Below are 18139 nucleotides of genomic sequence, written 5' to 3' on the forward strand. Positions count from 1 at the left end.
TAATTTTAATGAGGTCCTGGAGGGAATATCTGTGATCAGCTCTAGCTCAACGAACGCACTTCCCGCACATGTGTCGCCAGAACAGGTGCGCCCCTTCCCCTACATTCTTGGACATAAGACGACTGCAGATCCGTATTCTTTCGTTCCCGAAATTAGAAATTATCCTCCGATTTTTTGGGCAGAGAAGGTGATCAACGGTGTGGACGGGGCATGGGTGCCGCGGCGCGCTGAGGATGTCCGCAAGGTGTTTTCAGACTCCGAGCACTTCACGGTGCGTGACATGGCCCCCTTCGCCAGGCTTTGCGGTGAAAGTTGGTTCCTGGTGCCGGCCGAGGTCGACCCGCCCCTCCACACTGTGCTGCGGTCGACGGTAAATCCACTTTTCACACCGAAGAAGATGGCCCTGTTAGAAGGCAAGATTCGGCAGTATGCCCGCGAGTACGTGCGGGAAATGGCGCCGCGCGGTCAGTGCAACTTCATGAACGATTTCGCATTCGAGTTCCCGATTCGCGTCTTCCTCGAACTAATGGGGTTGCCGCAGGAGCGAGTAGCGGAATTTCTCAGCTGGGAGCATAGTCTGCTTCACGAACCAGATATCGCGAAGATTATCGACGCGACGCGTGCCGTAAATGCCTATCTTGCGGAAGAATGTGAAAGCCGGCGTCGCGCTCCCCGAGATGATCTTATCACGTTTGCGGTGCAGGCAGACGTTAAGGGTCGGCCCATGACAGATGACGAGATTACGGGATTCTGTTTCAACCTGTTCATCGGTGGCCTTGATACTGTGTCGACCAATATGGGCCTCCAGTTTCGTCATTTGGCCGAACGGCCCGACCACCAGGCAACGCTGCGCGAAAATCCCGAAAAGATTCCTGCCGCGCTGGACGAACTCATGCGGGCTTACTCTCCTATTCTCAACAGACGCGAATGCATCAAAGAGGTTGAGATTGCCGGGCAAAAGATTCTGCCTGGCGATAAGATCATGGTCCCGGCATTTCTCGCGGGTCGCGATCCTGAAGAGTTTCCCAACCCTGACGAAGTGATTCTCGACCGTAAACCGCGCCACGTAACCTTCGGATATGGAGTTCATACCTGCATCGGCATGCATCTTGCACGCCGCGAAATGCGAATCGGGATGGAGGAATTCCTTTCGGGTATTCCCGAATTTCGCATCGCTCCGGGCGCGGTGGTGGAATCATACCTCGCAGGCACCATTCAACCGGTCGAGATCCCTCTCGTATGGGAGGCTGCATGACCAGAGATGGTTGCGAATTGCCGAGCAGCGTAAGGGTGAGCAAATTCTGACACGCGTACCACCACTTTTGCGCGCCACCGTTGGGCATCATGCGAAAATGTCGAGGGCGATATGCAATGAGCTCTGGCGGAAGCGTTGGATGCTGGTTCACGGTAGTCAAGGAGGCATCGAGGATGAGCAAACGGATGATGTCGGGCATCATGCATAATGCTGAAGACGGATGCGCGATGACGGGATTGCCCCGGGGGGAGTACTGAGCGGCTCGATCGGACTCATTGGCAAGGTGATGGCTTCGATCGGCGGCATCCGATCATAACTGGAATTTTCCAGCTCCAAACGGCCCAGGATTCGGGATGCTGGCCAGCTTTGAGTGTTGCAAAGGGACTGCGACATTTTGGTTGATAGGCTTTCGCTATTATAGCATTAATTTTGTCGATTTGACGCGTCGCGCTTCACCACCGAAAATTAGGCCAAAGGTGGATAGTAGTGCAGGCTGAGTTGACCCCGCAAGAGATTATGCAGATCGAGGCCATAGCGGCCGCCCATGCTGGCCAGCGTGGCGCGCTGTTGCCACTTCTCCACGCAGTTCAGCAAGCGCTCGGTCATGTTCCTGCCGGGGCCGTGCCTATCATAGCAGGCGCTCTGAATCTGAGCCGTGCCGAAGTGCATGGGGTCGTCAGCTTCTATCATGATTTCCGGAGCACCCGGGTCGGCGGTACCGTCGCGAAGCTGTGCCGCGCGGAAGCCTGCCAGGCGCGGGGCGCTGAAACCGTCGCGGCCCAGATGGAGGATGTGGCGGGCTTCTCTGTCGAGCCGGTCTACTGTCTCGGCATGTGTGCGATAGGACCAGCGGCGCTAGTCGATGGCGAACCATGCGCACCGGTCGTATCGGTCGCCGATTTGTTACCGCGAGGCCGCGTTCGCCAGGCCGAAGGTCTGGGTATAGGTGTTCGAGCCTACGTGTCGCGCGACATGGCCTCAGTCGCGCTCGGCGCGGACGAGGTTTCTGCTGCGCTGGCAGCAGCAGGCGTGGACGTAGTGCGCACCGGCAGCCGAGGGCTATTCGCAATCGAACCCCTGGTCGAAGTAGATACGCCGGAAGGCCGTATTGGGTTCGGTCCTGTATCACCGGACAAGATCGCAACTGTACTCGACGGTTCACATCCAAACCGTGTCGGCGACGTGGCCAGTCTGCCATTCTTCGCGCGCCAGCAGCGCTTCACTTTCTTGCGCTGCGGCGTCACTGACCCCCTGAGCCTTGAAGATTATGCGGCGCACGGCGGCTGGGTCGGGCTGGAAGCGGCGCGCAAGGGATCGCCGCAACAGACCATCGACGCGGTGAAGGCCTCGGGTCTGCGCGGCCGCGGCGGGGCAGGCTTCCCGACGGGCGTCAAGTGGCAGACCGTGTTGGATACGCCGGCACCCGAAAAGTTCATCGTATGCAACGCCGATGAGGGTGATAGCGGTACCTTTGCTGACCGCATGCTGATGGAGGGCGACCCCTATTGCCTGATCGAAGGCATGGCCATCGCTGCACACGCGGTCGGCGGGACCCACGGCTATTTATACATTCGCTCTGAATATCCTTTCGCCATTCGCACGATGCGCGAAGCGATCAAGCGGGCAGCGCATCTCGTTGCGCCGTTCGCGATCGAAGTACGCGAAGGCGCGGGCGCTTATGTCTGCGGCGAGGAGACTGCGCTGCTGGATTCGATCGAGGGCAAGCGCGGGCAGGTGCGGGCCAAGCCGCCATTGCCGGCGATCCAGGGTTTGTTCGGCATGCCTACGGTCATCAATAACGTACTGAGCTTTGCTGCCGCGCCGTTCATCCTCGCCGAAGGCGCGGAGCGTTACGCCGAAATCGGCTTCGGGCGCTCGCGCGGCACCATTCCGGTTCAGCTAGCCGGGAATATTCGTAATGGCGGCCTGTTCGAGATCGGCTTCGGCATGACTCTGGGCGAGCTGGTTTACGAGATCGGTGGGGGCACTGCCTCGGGCCGGCCGGTGCGCGCGGTGCAGGTCGGCGGACCGCTGGGCGCCTACTTTCCGCCGTCGATGTTCGATATCCCGTTCGACTACGAAAGCTTCGCACAGCAGGGTGGGCTGATCGGTCACGCCGGGATTACCGTGTTCGACGATACCGTCGACATGGCGCGCATGGCGCGATTCGCCATGCAGTTCTGCGCGACCGAGAGCTGCGGGAAATGCACGCCCTGCCGCATCGGCTCGACCCGCGGCGTGGAATTGATGGACCGTATCATTGCCGGTACGATCCGCGACGCCGACGCCGTCGCGCAGCTTCCGCAGATGCGCAACGCGTCTCGGGCCGCCCGTCATCCGGAGAAAGATATCCTGCTGCTTCGCGATCTCTGCGACACTATGAAACACGGCTCTCTATGTGCGCTCGGCGGATTCATACCCTATCCGGTGTTGAGCGCGCTTGATCATTTTCCCGAGGATTTCGAACCGGCGACAGCGCGCGAGGCCATGGAGTAGGCATCATGACATGGACCCGCGAGCCTGACCTCGGCACGAAGCCCGCATCGACCGCTGGCCGGCAAGTGTCTCTCTTGATCGACGGCGCTAGCGTGACGGTGCCCGAGGGCACCTCGGTGATGCGCGCGGCGGCGCTCGCGGGAACTTCGATCCCCAAGCTATGTGCCACCGATAGCCTCGAGTCGTTCGGTTCCTGCCGCGTCTGCCTTGTGGAGATCGAGGGACGGCAGGGTTTTCCAGCCTCGTGCACCACGCAGGTGGCCGCAGGCATGTCCGTGCGGACCCAGTCAGATCGGCTGAGTCAGCTCAGGCGCGGGGTGATGGAACTCTATATTTCTGACCACCCGCTCGATTGCCTAACATGCTCCGCCAATGGGGATTGCGAGCTGCAGGATGTCGCCGGCGCGGTGGGCCTGCGCGATGTGCGCTACGGGTATGAGGGTGCGAACCATCTCGCGGCCGAAAAGGACGACTCCAATCCCTATTTCACCTTCGATCCGACGAAATGTATCGTCTGCTCGCGCTGCGTTCGGGCCTGCGACGAAGTGCAAGGGACGCTGGCGCTGACCGTGGACGGGCGCGGCTTCGCCAGCCATATCGCGGTCAGTCAGGACCAGGATTTTCTGTCGTCCGAGTGTGTTTCATGCGGATCCTGCGTTCAAGCCTGTCCGACCTCTGCGCTGATCGAGAAGGAAGTCGAAAAAGTCGGAACGCCCGATCGTGCCGTGGTCACGACTTGCGCCTATTGCGGTGTGGGCTGCACCTTCCGCGCCGAGATGCGTGGCGAACAGTTAGTTCGCATGGTGCCCTGGAAGGACGGCAAGGCGAATCGCGGCCATAGCTGCGTCAAGGGACGCTTCGCCTGGGGTTATGCCAACCACCGCGAGCGCATTCTTTCGCCAATGATCCGCGGGAGCGTCGACCAGCCGTGGCGCGAGGTGGGCTGGGATGAGGCGATCGATTATGTTGCCTCGGAATTCGCTCGCATTCAGGCGGCCTATGGCATTCGCTCGGTAGGCGGGATCACCTCCAGCCGTTGCACCAACGAAGAGACGTACCTCGTCCAGAAGCTGATCCGGCAGGGATTTGGGAACAACAACGTCGATACCTGCGCCCGCGTCTGCCACAGTCCGACCGGTTATGGCCTCAAGACGACTTTCGGGACATCGGCCGGCACACAGGATTTCGACAGCGTAAGCCAGGCAGATGTGATCCTCGTGATCGGCGCCAATCCCACGGACGGACATCCCGTGTTCGCCAGCCGAATGAAGCAGCGTCTGCGCCAAGGGGCGAAGCTGATCGTTGTCGATCCACGGCGCATCGATCTTGTCCGTTCGCCGCACGTTGAAGCCGCATACCACCTGCCGCTGAGGCCGGGCACTAATGTTGCCCTGCTGACAGCGATGGCGCATGTCGTCGTCACCGAAGGTCTCGCTAACGAGGACTATGTCCGCGAGCGATGCGACTGGGATGAGTTCAGCGACTGGGCGGAATTCGTTGCTCAATCAGAACGATCGCCCGAAGCTATTGAGGTACTGACCGGAGTTCCGGCAGCCGATTTGCGTGCGGCAGCGAGGCTCTATGCGACCGGCGGCAGGGCGGCGATCTACTACGGCCTAGGCGTCACCGAGCATAGTCAAGGCTCGTCCACCGTTATCGCGATCGCCAACCTTGCCATGGCGACCGGCAATGTCGGTCTGGAAGGCGCAGGTGTAAACCCGCTGCGCGGGCAGAATAACGTTCAGGGCGCCTGCGACATGGGCTCATTCCCGCATGAATACACCGGTTATCGGCACGTATCGGACCAAAACACCCGGAGTCTGTTCGAGGATGCCTGGGGCGTGGCACTCGATCCAGAGCCCGGGCTTCGCATCCCCAACATGCTCGACGCCGCGACCGACGGGACTTTCAAGGGACTGTTTATTCAGGGGGAGGATATCCTCCAGTCGGATCCCAACACGCAGCATGTCGCCGCCGGACTGGCGGCGATGGAATGCGTCGTAGTGCAGGACCTGTTCCTCAACGAGACCGCGAACTACGCACATGTCTTCCTGCCCGGCTCAACTTTCCTGGAGAAGGACGGCACTTTCACAAACGCGGAACGGCGGATTCAGCGCGTCCGCAAGGTAATGCGACCGCTCAACGGCTATGCCGACTGGGAGATCGTCCAGCGGATTGCCTGCGCCATGGGGCTCAAATGGAAGTACAGCCATCCATCGGAAATCATGGATGAGATCGCAAGGCTTACGCCCACTTTTGCCGGAGTGAAATATGCGGCGCTAGATGAGCACGGCTCGCTACAATGGCCCGCGACTGACGATTCACCGATGGGCACCCCGACGATGCACATGGGCGGTTTCGTTCGCGGGAAGGGGCATTTTGTCGTGACCGACTATGTCCCCACGGACGAGAAGACGGGGCCTCGCTTTCCGCTGCTTCTGACGACCGGTCGCATTCTCAGCCATTACAATGTCGGCGCTCAGACTCGGCGCACGGAAAACGTGGTTTGGCATCCTGAGGATCGTCTCGAAATCCACCGGGTCGACGCTGAAAATCGCGGATTGCGCGATGGTGATTGGGTAACCCTGAAGAGTCGTGCCGGGGAAACAACTCTGCGCGCGCTCGTCACGGAACGTGTCGCACCGGGCGTGGTTTATACGACCTTTCATCATCCGACGACGCAAGCGAACGTCATCACGACCGATTATTCGGACTGGGCGACCAATTGCCCAGAGTACAAGGTTACTGCGGTGCAAGTTTCGGCCTCGAACGGCCCGTCGGATTGGCAGTCATCGTATCGTGTTCAAGCCAGCCGTTCCCGGCGGATCGAGACGGTCTCGAGCAAATGACGGGCTCATCGGATCGCCTGGTTTACATGGCCAATCAAATTGCGCGTAATATGGCGGTGAAGGGCTTCGACGCAGCCGCACGCAGTGTCGCCGATCACATGACGGCATTCTGGGATCCGCGGATGAAAGCTCAACTGCTGGCTATGAACGATCCGCTTTTGAACCCGATCGCGACCGCTGCCTTGGGAATCTTGCGACGTGAACTGCCGGGCGCGCCGGATCATTCAACCGCGCCGATCGAGCAGGGTGCTAGCGATGCTGGTTGAGCCGGAAGTGACGGGCGCCCAGCGCCGCAGTTTTGTGAAAGTTGCGCCTAATGGCGTCTATTCGCCGATTGAGCGCGACGTCGCCGAAGAAGTGCCGATCGCTATCGAGCTCAACGGAATCGGCTATGCTGTACTTATGGCGACGCCGGATCACATCGAAGATCTTGTCGCCGGGTTCGTTCTCTCCGAACGGCTGATCGAGCGTGGTGTCGCAATTCCTGATCCAGCGATCCACCAGCCCGAGTTGGGTGGCCTCCTCGTTCGTCTTCAAGTTCCGCAGAACACGGCCGAGAGTATCATGCAAAGGGTGCGGCACAGAGTGTCGAATTCGTCTTGTGGGCTCTGCGGGATCGAGAATTTGGAGCAGGCGATGCGGCCGCTGCCGGTGGTCAGCGCGCGCTCCAGCGCGAGTGAGGAAGCGGTTTTTGCCGCGCTGGCTGAGATTGATCGCTGTCAGTCGCTTAACGGTAGAACCGGCGCGGTCCATGCAGCTGCGCTGTGCCACCCCAATGGACGGGTTCGGCTAGTGCGCGAGGATATTGGCCGCCATAATGCGCTCGACAAATTGATCGGCGCCATGGCGCGGAGCGGTGCCGAATGGGATGAGGGATTTTGCCTGGTGACCTCGCGCTGTTCCTACGAGCTCGTCGAAAAAGCGGTGCTGGCGGAATGCCCGATGCTCGTCACCATCTCTGCTCCAACCTCACTCGCTATACAACGTGCGGGTGAGGCAGGCTTGTCTCTGAGGGTATTGGCGCGTCGCGACTCCTTCTTGGCTATGTCATGATGGCCGGAAACCTGCCCCCCTGTCCAGAGCGGGTCCCTTTATCGCTGGCGATTTGGTCAAGGTCAGCCTGGGCTTGTCGAATTGATGTTCGAATCCTCGATATTTAACCGTGATTATCAATGAGATCACTCTTTTTGCAATTGTGCAGCTAGGAAAAATGGGATGAGTTACGAAGACATGTTCGACGTCGTGATCGTGGGAGCAGGGCATGGCGGAGCCCAGTGCGCCGTCGCCTTGCGCCAGGGCGGTTTCACCGGCTCTATCGCGCTGATCGGCCGCGAGCCTGAGCCGCCGTACGAACGGCCGCCGCTGTCTAAGGAGTATTTCGCCCGCGAGAAGACCTTCGACCGGCTCTACATCCGTCCGCCAGCCTTCTGGGGGGAAAAGGACGTCCATTTGTTCCTCAATACCGAGGTTACCGGAGTCGATCCGTCGAAGAAGGAACTGGCGCTCTCGACCGGCAAGACCATGGGCTATGGAAAGCTCGTCTGGGCGACCGGCGGCGATCCGCGGCGCCTCTCCTGCCCGGGCTCCGACCTTACCGGCCTGCACCCGGTGCGCACCCGCGCCGACTGCGACCAGCTGATGGGCGAGATCGACGGCGGCGTGGAGAACATCGTCGTCATCGGCGGTGGTTATATCGGGCTCGAGGCAGCCGCGGTGCTGACCAAACTCGGCTGCAAGGTGACGCTGCTAGAAGCCCTGCCGCGCGTGCTGGCTCGCGTCGCCGGCGACGAGCTTTCGGCCTTCTACGAGAAGGAGCACCGCGACCACGGCGTCGACCTGCGCACCGGCGTGGCGGTCGAGGAACTGGTCGGCGCCCCTGGGGTTGAGGGCGGTCGGGTCCGCGGCGTCAAGCTGGCCGATGGCACGGTCATTCCCGCCGACGCGGTGATCGTCGGCATCGGCATCGTTCCCGCTGTGGGCGCGCTGATCGCCGCGGGCGCAGCGGGCAGCAATGGCGTCGACATCGACGAATATTGCCGCACTTCACTGCCCGACGTCTATGCCATTGGTGACTGCGCCGCCTTCGCCGCCGACTATGCCGGGGGCACGGTGATGCGTGTCGAATCGGTGCAGAACGCCAACGACCAAGCGGCCTGCGTCGCCAAGGCGATCCTCGGCGAAGGACACCCCTACAAGGCCTTCCCCTGGTTCTGGTCGAACCAGTATGACCTCCGCCTGCAGACTGCGGGTCTCTCGGTCGGCTACGACCAGACGGTACTGCGAGGCAGTCCCGACGAGCGCTCCTTCTCGGTGGTTTACTTGAAGGCCGGCAAAGTCATCGCGCTCGACTGCGTCAACATGGTCAAGGATTACGTCCAGGGCCGCAAGCTAGTCGAATCCGGGGCAAGTCCGGACATCGCCCGGCTCGCTGATGCGAGCGTGCCGTTAAAGGAGCTTATTCATATCCCTGAAACTTGAGCCGCTCTCACAGCGGCAACTTGCCGCCGCCTCTCTTGCGAGATCAGTGATCAAGATCATTGATCTCGCAGGAATTTTTGCCAATTGAGAATGTCACGTCAGCCCGACCATCGCGCCCAACCATGGGCATAGGTCCAGCCGCGCGCCGATCCCGGCCGAATATCGACCGCGCCGTAGGCAATTGCCCTCCGGGCAGATGCCGCGCGCACTCGGAATCCTCGAGGGCGGCGACCGTTGACAAGTGATCTCCACCTCCCATTGCCGCTGCGGCGTGCTGGTACGCGCGAACGGATGAGCTGTCGACTATCTGGATGTCGGCGGCGTGTGCGGCTCAAAGCGCTTCGGCAGATTTCGCCATGGCGCATAGAAACGTAGCACCGGGAACAGGTGCGCACGTCGAATGACACAGTCATAGTCGGCCAGGCAAAAGTTGCATTGATCCCTGGCTCAGGCAGCTCGGCCAATCAAGTGAGGAGAGAAATCCCTTCCTCGATTCCCCAGCGAAGCTTGGCATAGGTCTGTGCAGGCTCGTCCCACGTCAGTGCCGCCTGCAAGCCGGCCATCTGGACGTTGCGGCCCATCCGGCCGAGATCCTGTCCGTCGAACATGCCGCTGGCGTCACCCTGAGACGTGAGCCGCGCCGTGGCGCTCAAGCACATACGTGCGGCGTAAGTGACGTTGCGCCTGAGCAGGGCGCGTTCCTGCTTCGAAGGCACATATCCTTGATTCCCCCAGTCGATCAATGTGCGGCAGTTGAAGTCGATGAACATTTCCGCTGCATCGACCTCGGCCGATGATTCCGCAAATCGCAGCTGCGCCCCCGAACCGTAGGATGCGGCTTTACCCGTATGCAGGTCGAAGCGCTTAGTTACGCGTTCCTCGAATATGTCCAAAACGCCCCGCGCCATGCCGGTCATTGCGGCAATCAGGCCCAGATTGACAACCGCCACATAGGGCACGTGCAGGAAAGGATTATCGTACATTTTCGATCCGGGCGTCGTCCCGCTGCGCAACTCGTCGCCGGGAATGAACCGGTGCGGCGGGACCCAGGCATCTTTGACGACGATCGATTTTGAGCCGGTGCCGCGGAGGCCCAACACCTGCCAATCATCCAAGACCTCGAAATCCGCCTTGGGAAGGAGGCAGCTGCCGGTTGGCAGGGTAAACAAGATCCACTCGGCCGCGTCGCACCCGCTGGAAAAACGCATCTGACTGTCCGTGATCCGCCAGCCTCCGCGTTCCGGCTCCACATTGCGCCGCGCCACTGCCGAAGCGGTTGACGAAAGCGTGTCAGGCCCAGTGGCCCAATATTCTTCTTGTGCCTCAATCGGGTACATGCTCACCATGAACTGGTGGCACGGCCATTGCCCGGCCATCCATGCGGACGATCCACATCCGCGCCCGATCTGCATCGCAACCTTGGTGATTACATCGCAACCAAGGTCATAACCCTGGAACCGCTTGGGCTGCGAAATCCGCATGAAGCCCGCATCTTTGAAGTCCTGTATCGTCTCCGCCGGAATGCGGCGCATCTGCTCGCAGGCGTCGGCCCGTTCCCGCATCACGGGGATCATTGCATTTGCGCGCGCGATTAGTTCGTCGGCGGTGGGATCACGATCAGCGACGGACAGCAGAGCGGCTTCCATGGGCAATCTCCTAAACCTTATTTGCGTCATGTATACCGCCGAATGTCTCAAATAACAAGCGCATTCGGGTAGGGGACCAACTGTCGGGCGACCCGTCTTTGAGCTGCGATCGACCAGCGCTATGGCATTGTAAGCGCTGGAGTAAAGCGGATCGGACCCGGTCCAATCCTAGGCTGCAGCGCAAAGAATTGGGCGCAGGGCCGTGCCGGGTGCATGGTCGTCTTCGGACGAGCACTTTGAACAGATCAACCAGTAACCCTTCGCGCGGCGGACAATTTCGTCGGACCGGAGCGTCGCACGCCTCGATACGGCCAACTTGCGCGCAGCGGCGTCGGTACTCACATGAAGCCAAGCCGCTCTTCTAAGGCGACGCCCAACGAGCGGAGCATGCTTTTTCGGTGCTGCGCGGGAGGATCAAAGCTGCGCCTTGTAGGGCAAACTATAAAAGTATCTTTGATCGTCATACTTCAGCAGCACCGTTACGTTGGCATTCTGCGTCAGTGGCCTCAGCGTGGAGGCGCTGCGAATATCCCTTCGGACGCGCGGGCGTGAATCGCGAATGGGCACACCGCTATGCGAATGGATGAAGGGATGGGCCTTGCTGGTCTAGCGGAGCGTCAAGCGCGCGCGTCGTCACTGTACGTCCGCTATCAGTTCGCGGCCGATCAGCATCCGGCGCACCTCGTTGGTGCCCGCGCCGATATCGAGCAACTTCGCATCACGCCAGAAGCGTTCGACCGGCCAGTCCTTCGTGTAACCTGCGCCGCCTAGCGCCTGGATGGCTTCGCCCGCGACCATCACTGCGTTCTCGGATGCGAGCAGGATCGCGCCAGCGGCATCGAACCGCGTCGTTTTGCCGGCATCACAGGCCCGTGCGACTGCATAGGCATAGGCCCGCGACGAGTTCAGCGCGACATACATATCGGCGATCTTTGCCTGCATCAGCTGGAAACTCCCGATCGGCTGCCCGAACTGCTTGCGTTCGCGAACATAGGGCAGCACGACGTCGAGGCAGGCCTGCATGATGCCTAGTTGGATGCCCGACAGCACGATGCGCTCATAATCGAGTCCCGACATCAACACCTTTACGCCACCGTGGAGCGGCCCCATCACCTGTTCGTCGGCGACAAAGCAGTCGTCGAACACCAATTCGGCGGTCGGCGAGCCGCGCATGCCCATCTTGTCGATCTTCTGTCCGATCGAGAAGCCGGCGAATTCCTTCTCGATGAGGAAGGCCGTGATCCCCTTCGATCCGCCATCGGGCACGGTCTTGGCATAGACCACGAGCGTATCTGCATAGGCCGCATTGGTGATCCAGAATTTGGTGCCATTCAGCCGGTAGCCACCGTCAACCTTGTCCGCGCGCAGCTTCATCGAGACGACGTCTGACCCAGCTCCCGCTTCCGACATGGCAAGGCTCCCGACATGCTGGCCCGAAACCAGTTCCGGCAGATATTTTGCCTTCTGCTCGGGATTGCCCCAGCGCCGGATCTGGTTGACGCACAGGTTCGAGTGCGCGCCGTATGAAAGGCCGATCGATGCCGAGGCCCGCGCCACCTCTTCCTGCGCGACGATATGCTCGAGATAGCCGAGGCCGAGGCCGCCGAATTCTTCCTCCACGGTGATTCCGTGGAGGCCGAGCGCGCCAAACTCGGGCCAGAGATCGCGCGGAAACCAGTCGTCCGCATCCACCGTCGCCGCAATCGGCATGATCCTGTCGCTGGCGAAGCGGCGCGTCGTCTCGCGGATCGTGTCCGCCATTTCACCTAGCCCGAAATCAAGATCCATTGCATCCCTTTCAAATCAGTATGCGCGTCAGACTAGATGTGAAGCGCGCGTCCCAGAGCCTTGAGCGCGCTTTCGTGCGTCGCTTCGCCCAGCGTAGGGTGGGCGTGGATGATGCCCGCCACATCTTGCAAGGTAGCGCCCATCTCGATCAGCGTTGCAAACTCGCCTGCCATTTCCGAGATATGGCGGCCGACCGCCTGTATCCCTACAATCCGGCCGCCGCCCGCTTCTGCGATGGTGCGAACGAAGCCGCCGTCATTGCCCCCATCCATCGATAGTGCGCGGCCGTTCGCCTGCAACGGGAACTGACCGACGACATGGTTGTCATCCGCCGCGTCGAGGCCGACCGAGACGATCTCCGGCTCCGTGAAACAGACTGCCGGAATCGCGACCGGATCGAACCTGCGCCTGTGTCCGGCGATAATTTCCGCCACCATCTCGCCCTGGGCCGAGGCTTTGTGCGCGAGCATCGGTTCGCCGACGAGATCGCCGATCGCCCAGACGTTGTTGGTCGAAGTCGCGCAGCGGTCGTCGACGGCGACGAAGCCGCCGTCCATGGCGAGCGCCATCGCCTCCAGCCCCCAGCCCCCGATGCGCGGCGTGCGGCCGACGGTGACAAGGATCTTATCCGCCGGCAGCGCCATGCGTTCACCCGCCCGCGTCTCGATCTCCAGCGCGTCGCCGGATAGGCCGAGCGCTCTCGCGCCGAGATGCAGTGTGACGCCGTGCCGGTTGAGCCAGTTTCGAACGGGATCGGTCAGCTTGGCATCGTAGAGCGGAAGAATGCGGTCCTGCGCCTCGACAATCGAAACCTCCGACCCAAGTTTAGCGAAGGCGATCCCGAGTTCCAGGCCGATGTACCCCGCGCCGATCACGACCAGCCGCTTCGGCACCTCGCCGAGCGCGAGCGCCTCGGTCGAGGTGATCACCTTGTCGCCGAACGGCAGGAAGGGCAATTCGACCGCCGTCGAACCTGTTGCGAGAATGACGTGTTCCGCCCGGATCGCGGCTGTGCTGTGCGCACTCTCAACGATACAGGTCTTGGCATCGGAGAAGGTCGCCCAGCCTGTGACGACCTTCACCTTGGCCTTGCGCAGCAGCGCGCTCACGCCGCCGCTAAGCCGATCGACCACACTCTCTTTCCACGCCACCGTCTCGGCAAAATCGAGTGCGGGTCTGGCGCCGAGATGGATACCGAAACGCCCCTTTTCCTCGGCGGCAGCGGCCATTTCCTCATAGAGGCCGGCCACATGGATCAGCGCCTTGGACGGGATGCAGCCACGGATCAGGCAGGTGCCGCCAAGCCGGTCGCCATCGACCAGCACGGTATCGAGCCCGAGCTGCCCTGCGCGGATTGCCGCGACATAGCCCCCCGGTCCGCCGCCGACGACGAGCACCTTTGGCGTCAGCATCGCGCTCATGCCGCATCCTCCATGAAGATCAGCGCGGGATGTTCGAGCAGCCGCTTCAGCCGTTGGATGAACAACGCGGCATCATAGCCATCGACAATACGGTGATCGAACGAGGAGGACAGGTTCATCATCTTGCGCACCGTGACGAAACTCCCCTGCACCACCGGGCGCTCGACTAGCTTGTTCGGGCCGATGATCGCGACTTCGGGGTGATTGATGACGGGGGTCGAGACGATGCCGCCCAGCGTGCCGAGCGAGGTGAGCGTAATCGTCGAGCCGGACAGCTCCTCGCGCGTCGCCGACCCTGCTTTCGCTGCACCCGCCACGCGCAACAATTCGCGTGCGCAATCCCAGATATCGCGCGCCTCGGCATGACGGACCACAGGCACCATCAGGCCGCCGGGGGTCTGCGTCGCGATGCCGATATGGATGCCCTCATATTTGTGCAACACGTTCTCGTCATCGTCATAGCGCGCGTTCATCTGCGGGAATTCGGGCAGCACGCGGACCAGCGCGCGCATCAGGAACGGCAGCAGCGTGAGCTTGGGCTGACCATCCTTGCGGCCGGCGTTCAACTCAGCGCGCAGGCTCTCCAATTCGGTGAGGTCGCATTCCTCTACATAAGCTATGTGCGGAATGCGGCGCTTGGCATCCTGCATCTTCTCGGCGATCTTGCGGCGCAGGCCTATGATGCGGCTGTCGTCAATGCCGGTCTTCTCGACCAGCCCGTCCGGTGCCGCCGGCCGCCCCCCCGTGGCCAGATACGCATCGAGATCCTCCGGCAGAACCCGTCCGCCCGGTCCGCTGCCGGGGACAAACTGGAGCGGAACGCCAAGCTCGAACGCGCGCCGGCGCGTCGCGGGCGCCGCGAACGGCACCTGGCCGGGCTGGCGCCGAGGCGGAGCGACGACGGACGCCGCAACTGGCTTCGGAGCAGGCTTTGACGGCTCGGGCGGCTTAGGCGACGGCGGCTGCGTGACCGGCGCACTTGCCGGCGGCGCGGCAGCGCTGACAGGTAGTTCGCCCGCCGCATTGCCCGGACCATCGACCTCAAGCTCGACAAGCACTGAGCCGACCGGCAGCATCGTTCCGATCTCGCCGTGGATGGCGGTGACGACGCCCTCGACCGGTGACGTCATATCGACTGTCGCCTTGTCGGTCATCACATCGACCAGGCTCGCGTCCTCCTTGATCGCATCGCCGGGTTTGACGTGCCAGACAACGATCTCGGCCTCGGCTACGCCCTCGCCGACGTCGGGCAGCCGGAACAGGTAACGGCCCATCAGCGATTCTCCATTGTGCGCGCCAGAGCCTTGGCGAGACGGGCCGGCCCCGGGAAATAGTCCCATTCGAAAGCGTGCGGGTACGGGGTGTCCCATCCGCCAACACGCTCGATCGGGCTTTTGAGGGCCCAGAAACATCGCTCCTGCACCAGCGCCGACAGTTCGCCGCCGAAGCCGCCGAAGCGGGAGGCTTCATGCAGGATGACGCAGCGCCCGGTCTTCGCGACCGACGCCACGATCGTATCGATATCGAGCGGGACAATCGAACGCAGGTCGATCAGTTCGGCGTCCACTCCGGCATCCTCAATGCCCGCCTTCGCGACATGGACCATCGTGCCATAGGCCAGCACCGTCACATCGGTGCCAGAGCGTACGATCGCGGCCTTGCCCAGCGGCACGGTGTAATGCCCCTCGGGCACATCGGCCGCAGGTTCGCCCATCCAAGTCTTCAGCGCCTGATCGTGACGGCCGTCGAACGGGCCGTTGTAGAGCCGCTTGGGTTCGAGGAAGATCACCGGATCGTCATCCTCGATCGCGGCGATCAGCAAGCCCTTGGCATCATAGGGCGTCGATGGGATCACGGTCTTCAGGCCGGTGATATGCGCGAAGATCGCCTCCGGGCTCTGGCTGTGCGTCTGGCCACCGAAAATGCCGCCGCCATAGGGACTGCGCACGGTGATCGGCGCCCAGAATTCACCATTCGAGCGGTAGCGCAGCCGAGCCGCCTCGCTGACGAGTTGGTCGAAGGCAGGGAGAATGTAATCGGCGAACTGTATTTCGGGAACCGGACGCAGGCCATAGGCGCCCATACCGATCGCGGTGGCGATGATCCCACCCTCGCTGATCGGCGCATCGAAGCAGCGGGTCAAGCCGTGCTTCGCCTGAAGCCCGTCGGTAACGCGGAAGACGCCACCGAAATAGCCGACATCCTCGCCGAAGACCAGGACATCCGGATCCTGCGCGAGCTTGACGTCGAGTGCCGAATTGATCGCCTGGATCATGTTCATCACGGGCATAATTTCAAATTCCCAGCTCGCGGCGCTGTTCGATGACGCGCCAGTCGGGATCCTTGAAGACACCCTCGAACATTTCCGCGACCGAGGGCTTCGATTTGCCGAGCGTACCCACCGCCTCCGCGGCGCGCTGCGCCTCGCGCAGCGCCTCGGTGAGTTCCGCTTCCATCTGTGCGTGCCGTTCGCCGGACCATTCACCGAGTGCCACGAGATGCTCCTTGAGCCGCTCGATGGGATCGCCGAGCGGCCAGTGCGAGCCTTCGTCGGCGGGTCGGTATTTGGTAGGATCGTCGCTCGTCGAGTGGCCGGCGACGCGGTAGGTTACGAATTCAATCAAGGTCGGGCCGAGATTGGCACGCGCCCGCGCCGCCGCCCACAAGGTCGCGGCCCAGACGGCGAGGAAATCATTGCCGTCGACCCGCAGCCCAGGGATACCATATGCCAGCGCCTTGGCAGCAAAGGTGGTCCGCTCGGCGCCCGCAATCCCCGAAAAGCTCGATATCGCCCACTGATTGTTGGTAACAGCGAGGATTACCGGCGCGCGGTAGACCGACGCGAAGGTCAAAGCCTCGTGAAAATCCCCCTCTGCCGTCGTCCCCTCGCCGATATAGCCGAGCGCGATGCCGCGATCGCCCCGATAGGCCGAGGCCATAGCCCAGCCCACCGCATGGCCGAACCGGCTGCCGACATTGCCCGACAGCGAATAAAAGCCATATTCGCGCGCCGAATAGAGAATCGGCAGTTGCCGCCCCTTCAACGGATCGCGCTCGTTCGAGTAGATCTGATTGATCATCGTCTCGATCGAATATCCGCGCGCGATCAGCCAACCCTGCACGCGATACGTGGGAAAACACATGTCGCCAGCACCGAGCGCCATCGACTGGGCGACGCCAATCGCTTCCTCGCCGGTCGATTTCATAAAGAAGCTGGTCTTGCCCTGCCGGTGCGCGCGGAACAGTCGATCCTCGAACAGACGTGTCTGGACCATTGCGCGCAGGCCCTGGCGCAGAATCTCGGGATCGAGAACGGGATCCCAAGCACTCGCGGTCTCGCCGAGCACCCGCACCAGCCCATAAGGCATGTCGCGTAATTCGTGTTCGGGCGCATCGACCGCCGGCCGCACCTCGGCAGCGCCCGCCGCGAAGCTCAGATGATCGAAACGCGGTGCTTCGCCCGGCCGCGCGAGCGGCTCCGGCACATATAGCGAAAGAGCGGGAGAATCTGTCATTTTCGAGCATCCTCAACAACGAGCGCGATTGTGCCCGGAGCCCTCTGGAAAATCTATTCCGCTTTTTCTCTAAAAATGCCATGTAACGCAAACATGACCGCATTTTTAGTAGAAAATTAGAATGGATCTTGCGTGGATATTATCGACCGTCGAATGCTTGCGATTCTCCAGGACAACCCGGACTTGCCGACGAGCGAGCTCGCCGGGCGGGTCGGCCTGTCGAACACCCCGTGCTGGCGCCGGCTGAAAAAGCTGCAGGCGGATGGTGTTATCATGGGGCGGGCCTTGCTCCTCGATCCCACGGCATTGGGCCTTACGGTCAACGTGTTCGCGGATATTCGTCTGAAACAGCACGATGAGGAAACACTTCTGGCGCTTGAAAAGGCTGTCGGCAGCCAAGCGGAAATCGTCGAATGTTTTTCGGTAAGTGGCGAAAGCGATTACACAATGCGCATCGTCACGCGCAGCATCGAAGATTACGAAAGCTTCCTAAAAAAGGTTCTCCTCCATCTCCCCGGCGTCGCCGCAGTCAATTCTCGCTTCGCGCTAGGACGCGTGAAGATGACGACTTCACTGCCGATATAGCACCGTGATGTTGACTATATGCGCCCCACAGTACTCGAGCGGCGAAATCCCGGCCAAGTGTTGCGCCGGACACAGGGGCGCAACATCCATATTGTTCATCAATCGA

At 61.5% G+C, this 18139-nt stretch carries 13 protein-coding genes; 7 read left to right on the top strand and 6 right to left on the bottom strand.

Annotated features, from left to right (window positions below; genetic code table 11):
• Nucleotides 1–31 precede the first annotated feature (31 nt).
• From MJ601_RS22040 to MJ601_RS13750, 6 genes are all read left to right on the top strand, one after another.
• Nucleotides 32–1255, top strand: a complete 1224-nt coding sequence (locus MJ601_RS22040) for a cytochrome P450 (RefSeq protein WP_242127347.1) — start codon at nucleotides 32–34, stop codon at nucleotides 1253–1255.
• A gap of 516 nt (nucleotides 1256–1771) precedes the next feature.
• A complete protein-coding gene (locus MJ601_RS13730; RefSeq protein ID WP_491572921.1) occupies nucleotides 1772–3751 on the top strand; it encodes an NADH-ubiquinone oxidoreductase-F iron-sulfur binding region domain-containing protein in 1980 nt (659 codons plus the stop codon).
• 5 nt (nucleotides 3752–3756) lie between these two features.
• Entirely contained in the window at nucleotides 3757–6600 is a 2844-nt protein-coding gene (fdhF, locus tag MJ601_RS13735; RefSeq protein WP_242127349.1) for a formate dehydrogenase subunit alpha, read from the top strand.
• A 26-nt stretch (nucleotides 6601–6626) separates the two neighbouring features.
• Complete coding sequence (locus MJ601_RS13740; RefSeq protein ID WP_242127351.1) at nucleotides 6627–6866, top strand: formate dehydrogenase subunit delta; 240 nt, start codon at nucleotides 6627–6629, stop codon at nucleotides 6864–6866.
• Nucleotides 6856–7653: a formate dehydrogenase accessory sulfurtransferase FdhD gene (fdhD, locus tag MJ601_RS13745; protein ID WP_242127353.1), complete on the top strand. Its 798-nt coding sequence runs from the start codon at nucleotides 6856–6858 to the stop codon at nucleotides 7651–7653. The genes MJ601_RS13740 and fdhD overlap by 11 nt, the downstream gene beginning before the upstream one ends.
• A 162-nt stretch (nucleotides 7654–7815) precedes the next feature.
• Nucleotides 7816–9078, top strand: a complete 1263-nt coding sequence (locus MJ601_RS13750; protein ID WP_242127355.1) for an NAD(P)/FAD-dependent oxidoreductase — start codon at nucleotides 7816–7818, stop codon at nucleotides 9076–9078.
• A 464-nt stretch (nucleotides 9079–9542) separates the two neighbouring features.
• Here the strand turns inward: MJ601_RS13750 and MJ601_RS13755 are convergent, their stop codons facing one another.
• The 6 genes from MJ601_RS13755 to MJ601_RS13780 form a co-directional block, all read right to left on the bottom strand.
• The gene (locus MJ601_RS13755; RefSeq protein ID WP_242127356.1) at nucleotides 9543–10724 is read right to left on the bottom strand and encodes an acyl-CoA dehydrogenase family protein; all 1182 of its coding nucleotides are present in this window, start codon (nucleotides 10722–10724) and stop codon (nucleotides 9543–9545) included.
• 633 nt (nucleotides 10725–11357) lie between these two features.
• On the bottom strand, nucleotides 11358–12512 hold the full coding sequence (locus tag MJ601_RS13760) for an acyl-CoA dehydrogenase family protein (RefSeq protein WP_242127357.1): 1155 nt from the start codon (nucleotides 12510–12512) through the stop codon (nucleotides 11358–11360).
• A 32-nt stretch (nucleotides 12513–12544) separates the two neighbouring features.
• Complete coding sequence (gene lpdA / locus MJ601_RS13765; RefSeq protein ID WP_242127358.1) at nucleotides 12545–13933, bottom strand: dihydrolipoyl dehydrogenase; 1389 nt, start codon at nucleotides 13931–13933, stop codon at nucleotides 12545–12547.
• Nucleotides 13930–15207, bottom strand: coding sequence for a dihydrolipoamide acetyltransferase family protein (locus tag MJ601_RS13770; RefSeq protein WP_242127360.1), 1278 nt, complete (start codon nucleotides 15205–15207; stop codon nucleotides 13930–13932). Before MJ601_RS13770 ends, lpdA begins: the two co-directional genes overlap by 4 nt.
• Nucleotides 15207–16214: an alpha-ketoacid dehydrogenase subunit beta gene (locus MJ601_RS13775; protein ID WP_242127486.1), complete on the bottom strand. Its 1008-nt coding sequence runs from the start codon at nucleotides 16212–16214 to the stop codon at nucleotides 15207–15209. The genes MJ601_RS13770 and MJ601_RS13775 overlap by 1 nt, the downstream gene beginning before the upstream one ends.
• A gap of 13 nt (nucleotides 16215–16227) precedes the next feature.
• On the bottom strand, nucleotides 16228–17448 hold the full coding sequence (locus tag MJ601_RS13780) for a thiamine pyrophosphate-dependent enzyme (RefSeq protein ID WP_242127361.1): 1221 nt from the start codon (nucleotides 17446–17448) through the stop codon (nucleotides 16228–16230).
• Between the two features lie 132 nt (nucleotides 17449–17580).
• On the opposite strand from MJ601_RS13780, the gene MJ601_RS13785 reads away from it, so the two are divergent.
• Entirely contained in the window at nucleotides 17581–18033 is a 453-nt protein-coding gene (locus tag MJ601_RS13785) for an Lrp/AsnC family transcriptional regulator (RefSeq protein ID WP_242127363.1), read from the top strand.
• Nucleotides 18034–18139: the final 106 nt, after the last annotated feature.

This window comes from Sphingobium trunci (assembly GCF_022664535.1).
Classification (GTDB): Bacteria; Pseudomonadota; Alphaproteobacteria; order Sphingomonadales; family Sphingomonadaceae; genus Sphingobium.

What these genes read in the sequence shown, in the direction of transcription:
- MJ601_RS13780 (WP_242127361.1), bottom strand. Translation starts at nt 17,448, where the DNA reads ATGACAGATTCTCCCGCTCTTTCGCTATATGTGCCGGAGCCGCTCGCG.
- MJ601_RS13770 (WP_242127360.1), bottom strand. Translation starts at nt 15,207, where the DNA reads ATGGGCCGTTACCTGTTCCGGCTGCCCGACGTCGGCGAGGGCGTAGCC.
- lpdA (WP_242127358.1), bottom strand. Translation starts at nt 13,933, where the DNA reads ATGAGCGCGATGCTGACGCCAAAGGTGCTCGTCGTCGGCGGCGGACCG.
- MJ601_RS13775 (WP_242127486.1), bottom strand. Translation starts at nt 16,214, where the DNA reads ATGAACATGATCCAGGCGATCAATTCGGCACTCGACGTCAAGCTCGCG.
- MJ601_RS13760 (WP_242127357.1), bottom strand. Translation starts at nt 12,512, where the DNA reads ATGGATCTTGATTTCGGGCTAGGTGAAATGGCGGACACGATCCGCGAG.
- MJ601_RS13740 (WP_242127351.1), top strand. Translation starts at nt 6,627, where the DNA reads ATGGCCAATCAAATTGCGCGTAATATGGCGGTGAAGGGCTTCGACGCA.
- MJ601_RS13730 (WP_491572921.1), top strand. Translation starts at nt 1,772, where the DNA reads ATGCAGATCGAGGCCATAGCGGCCGCCCATGCTGGCCAGCGTGGCGCG.
- MJ601_RS13755 (WP_242127356.1), bottom strand. Translation starts at nt 10,724, where the DNA reads ATGGAAGCCGCTCTGCTGTCCGTCGCTGATCGTGATCCCACCGCCGAC.
- fdhD (WP_242127353.1), top strand. Translation starts at nt 6,856, where the DNA reads ATGCTGGTTGAGCCGGAAGTGACGGGCGCCCAGCGCCGCAGTTTTGTG.
- fdhF (WP_242127349.1), top strand. Translation starts at nt 3,757, where the DNA reads ATGACATGGACCCGCGAGCCTGACCTCGGCACGAAGCCCGCATCGACC.
- MJ601_RS13750 (WP_242127355.1), top strand. Translation starts at nt 7,816, where the DNA reads ATGAGTTACGAAGACATGTTCGACGTCGTGATCGTGGGAGCAGGGCAT.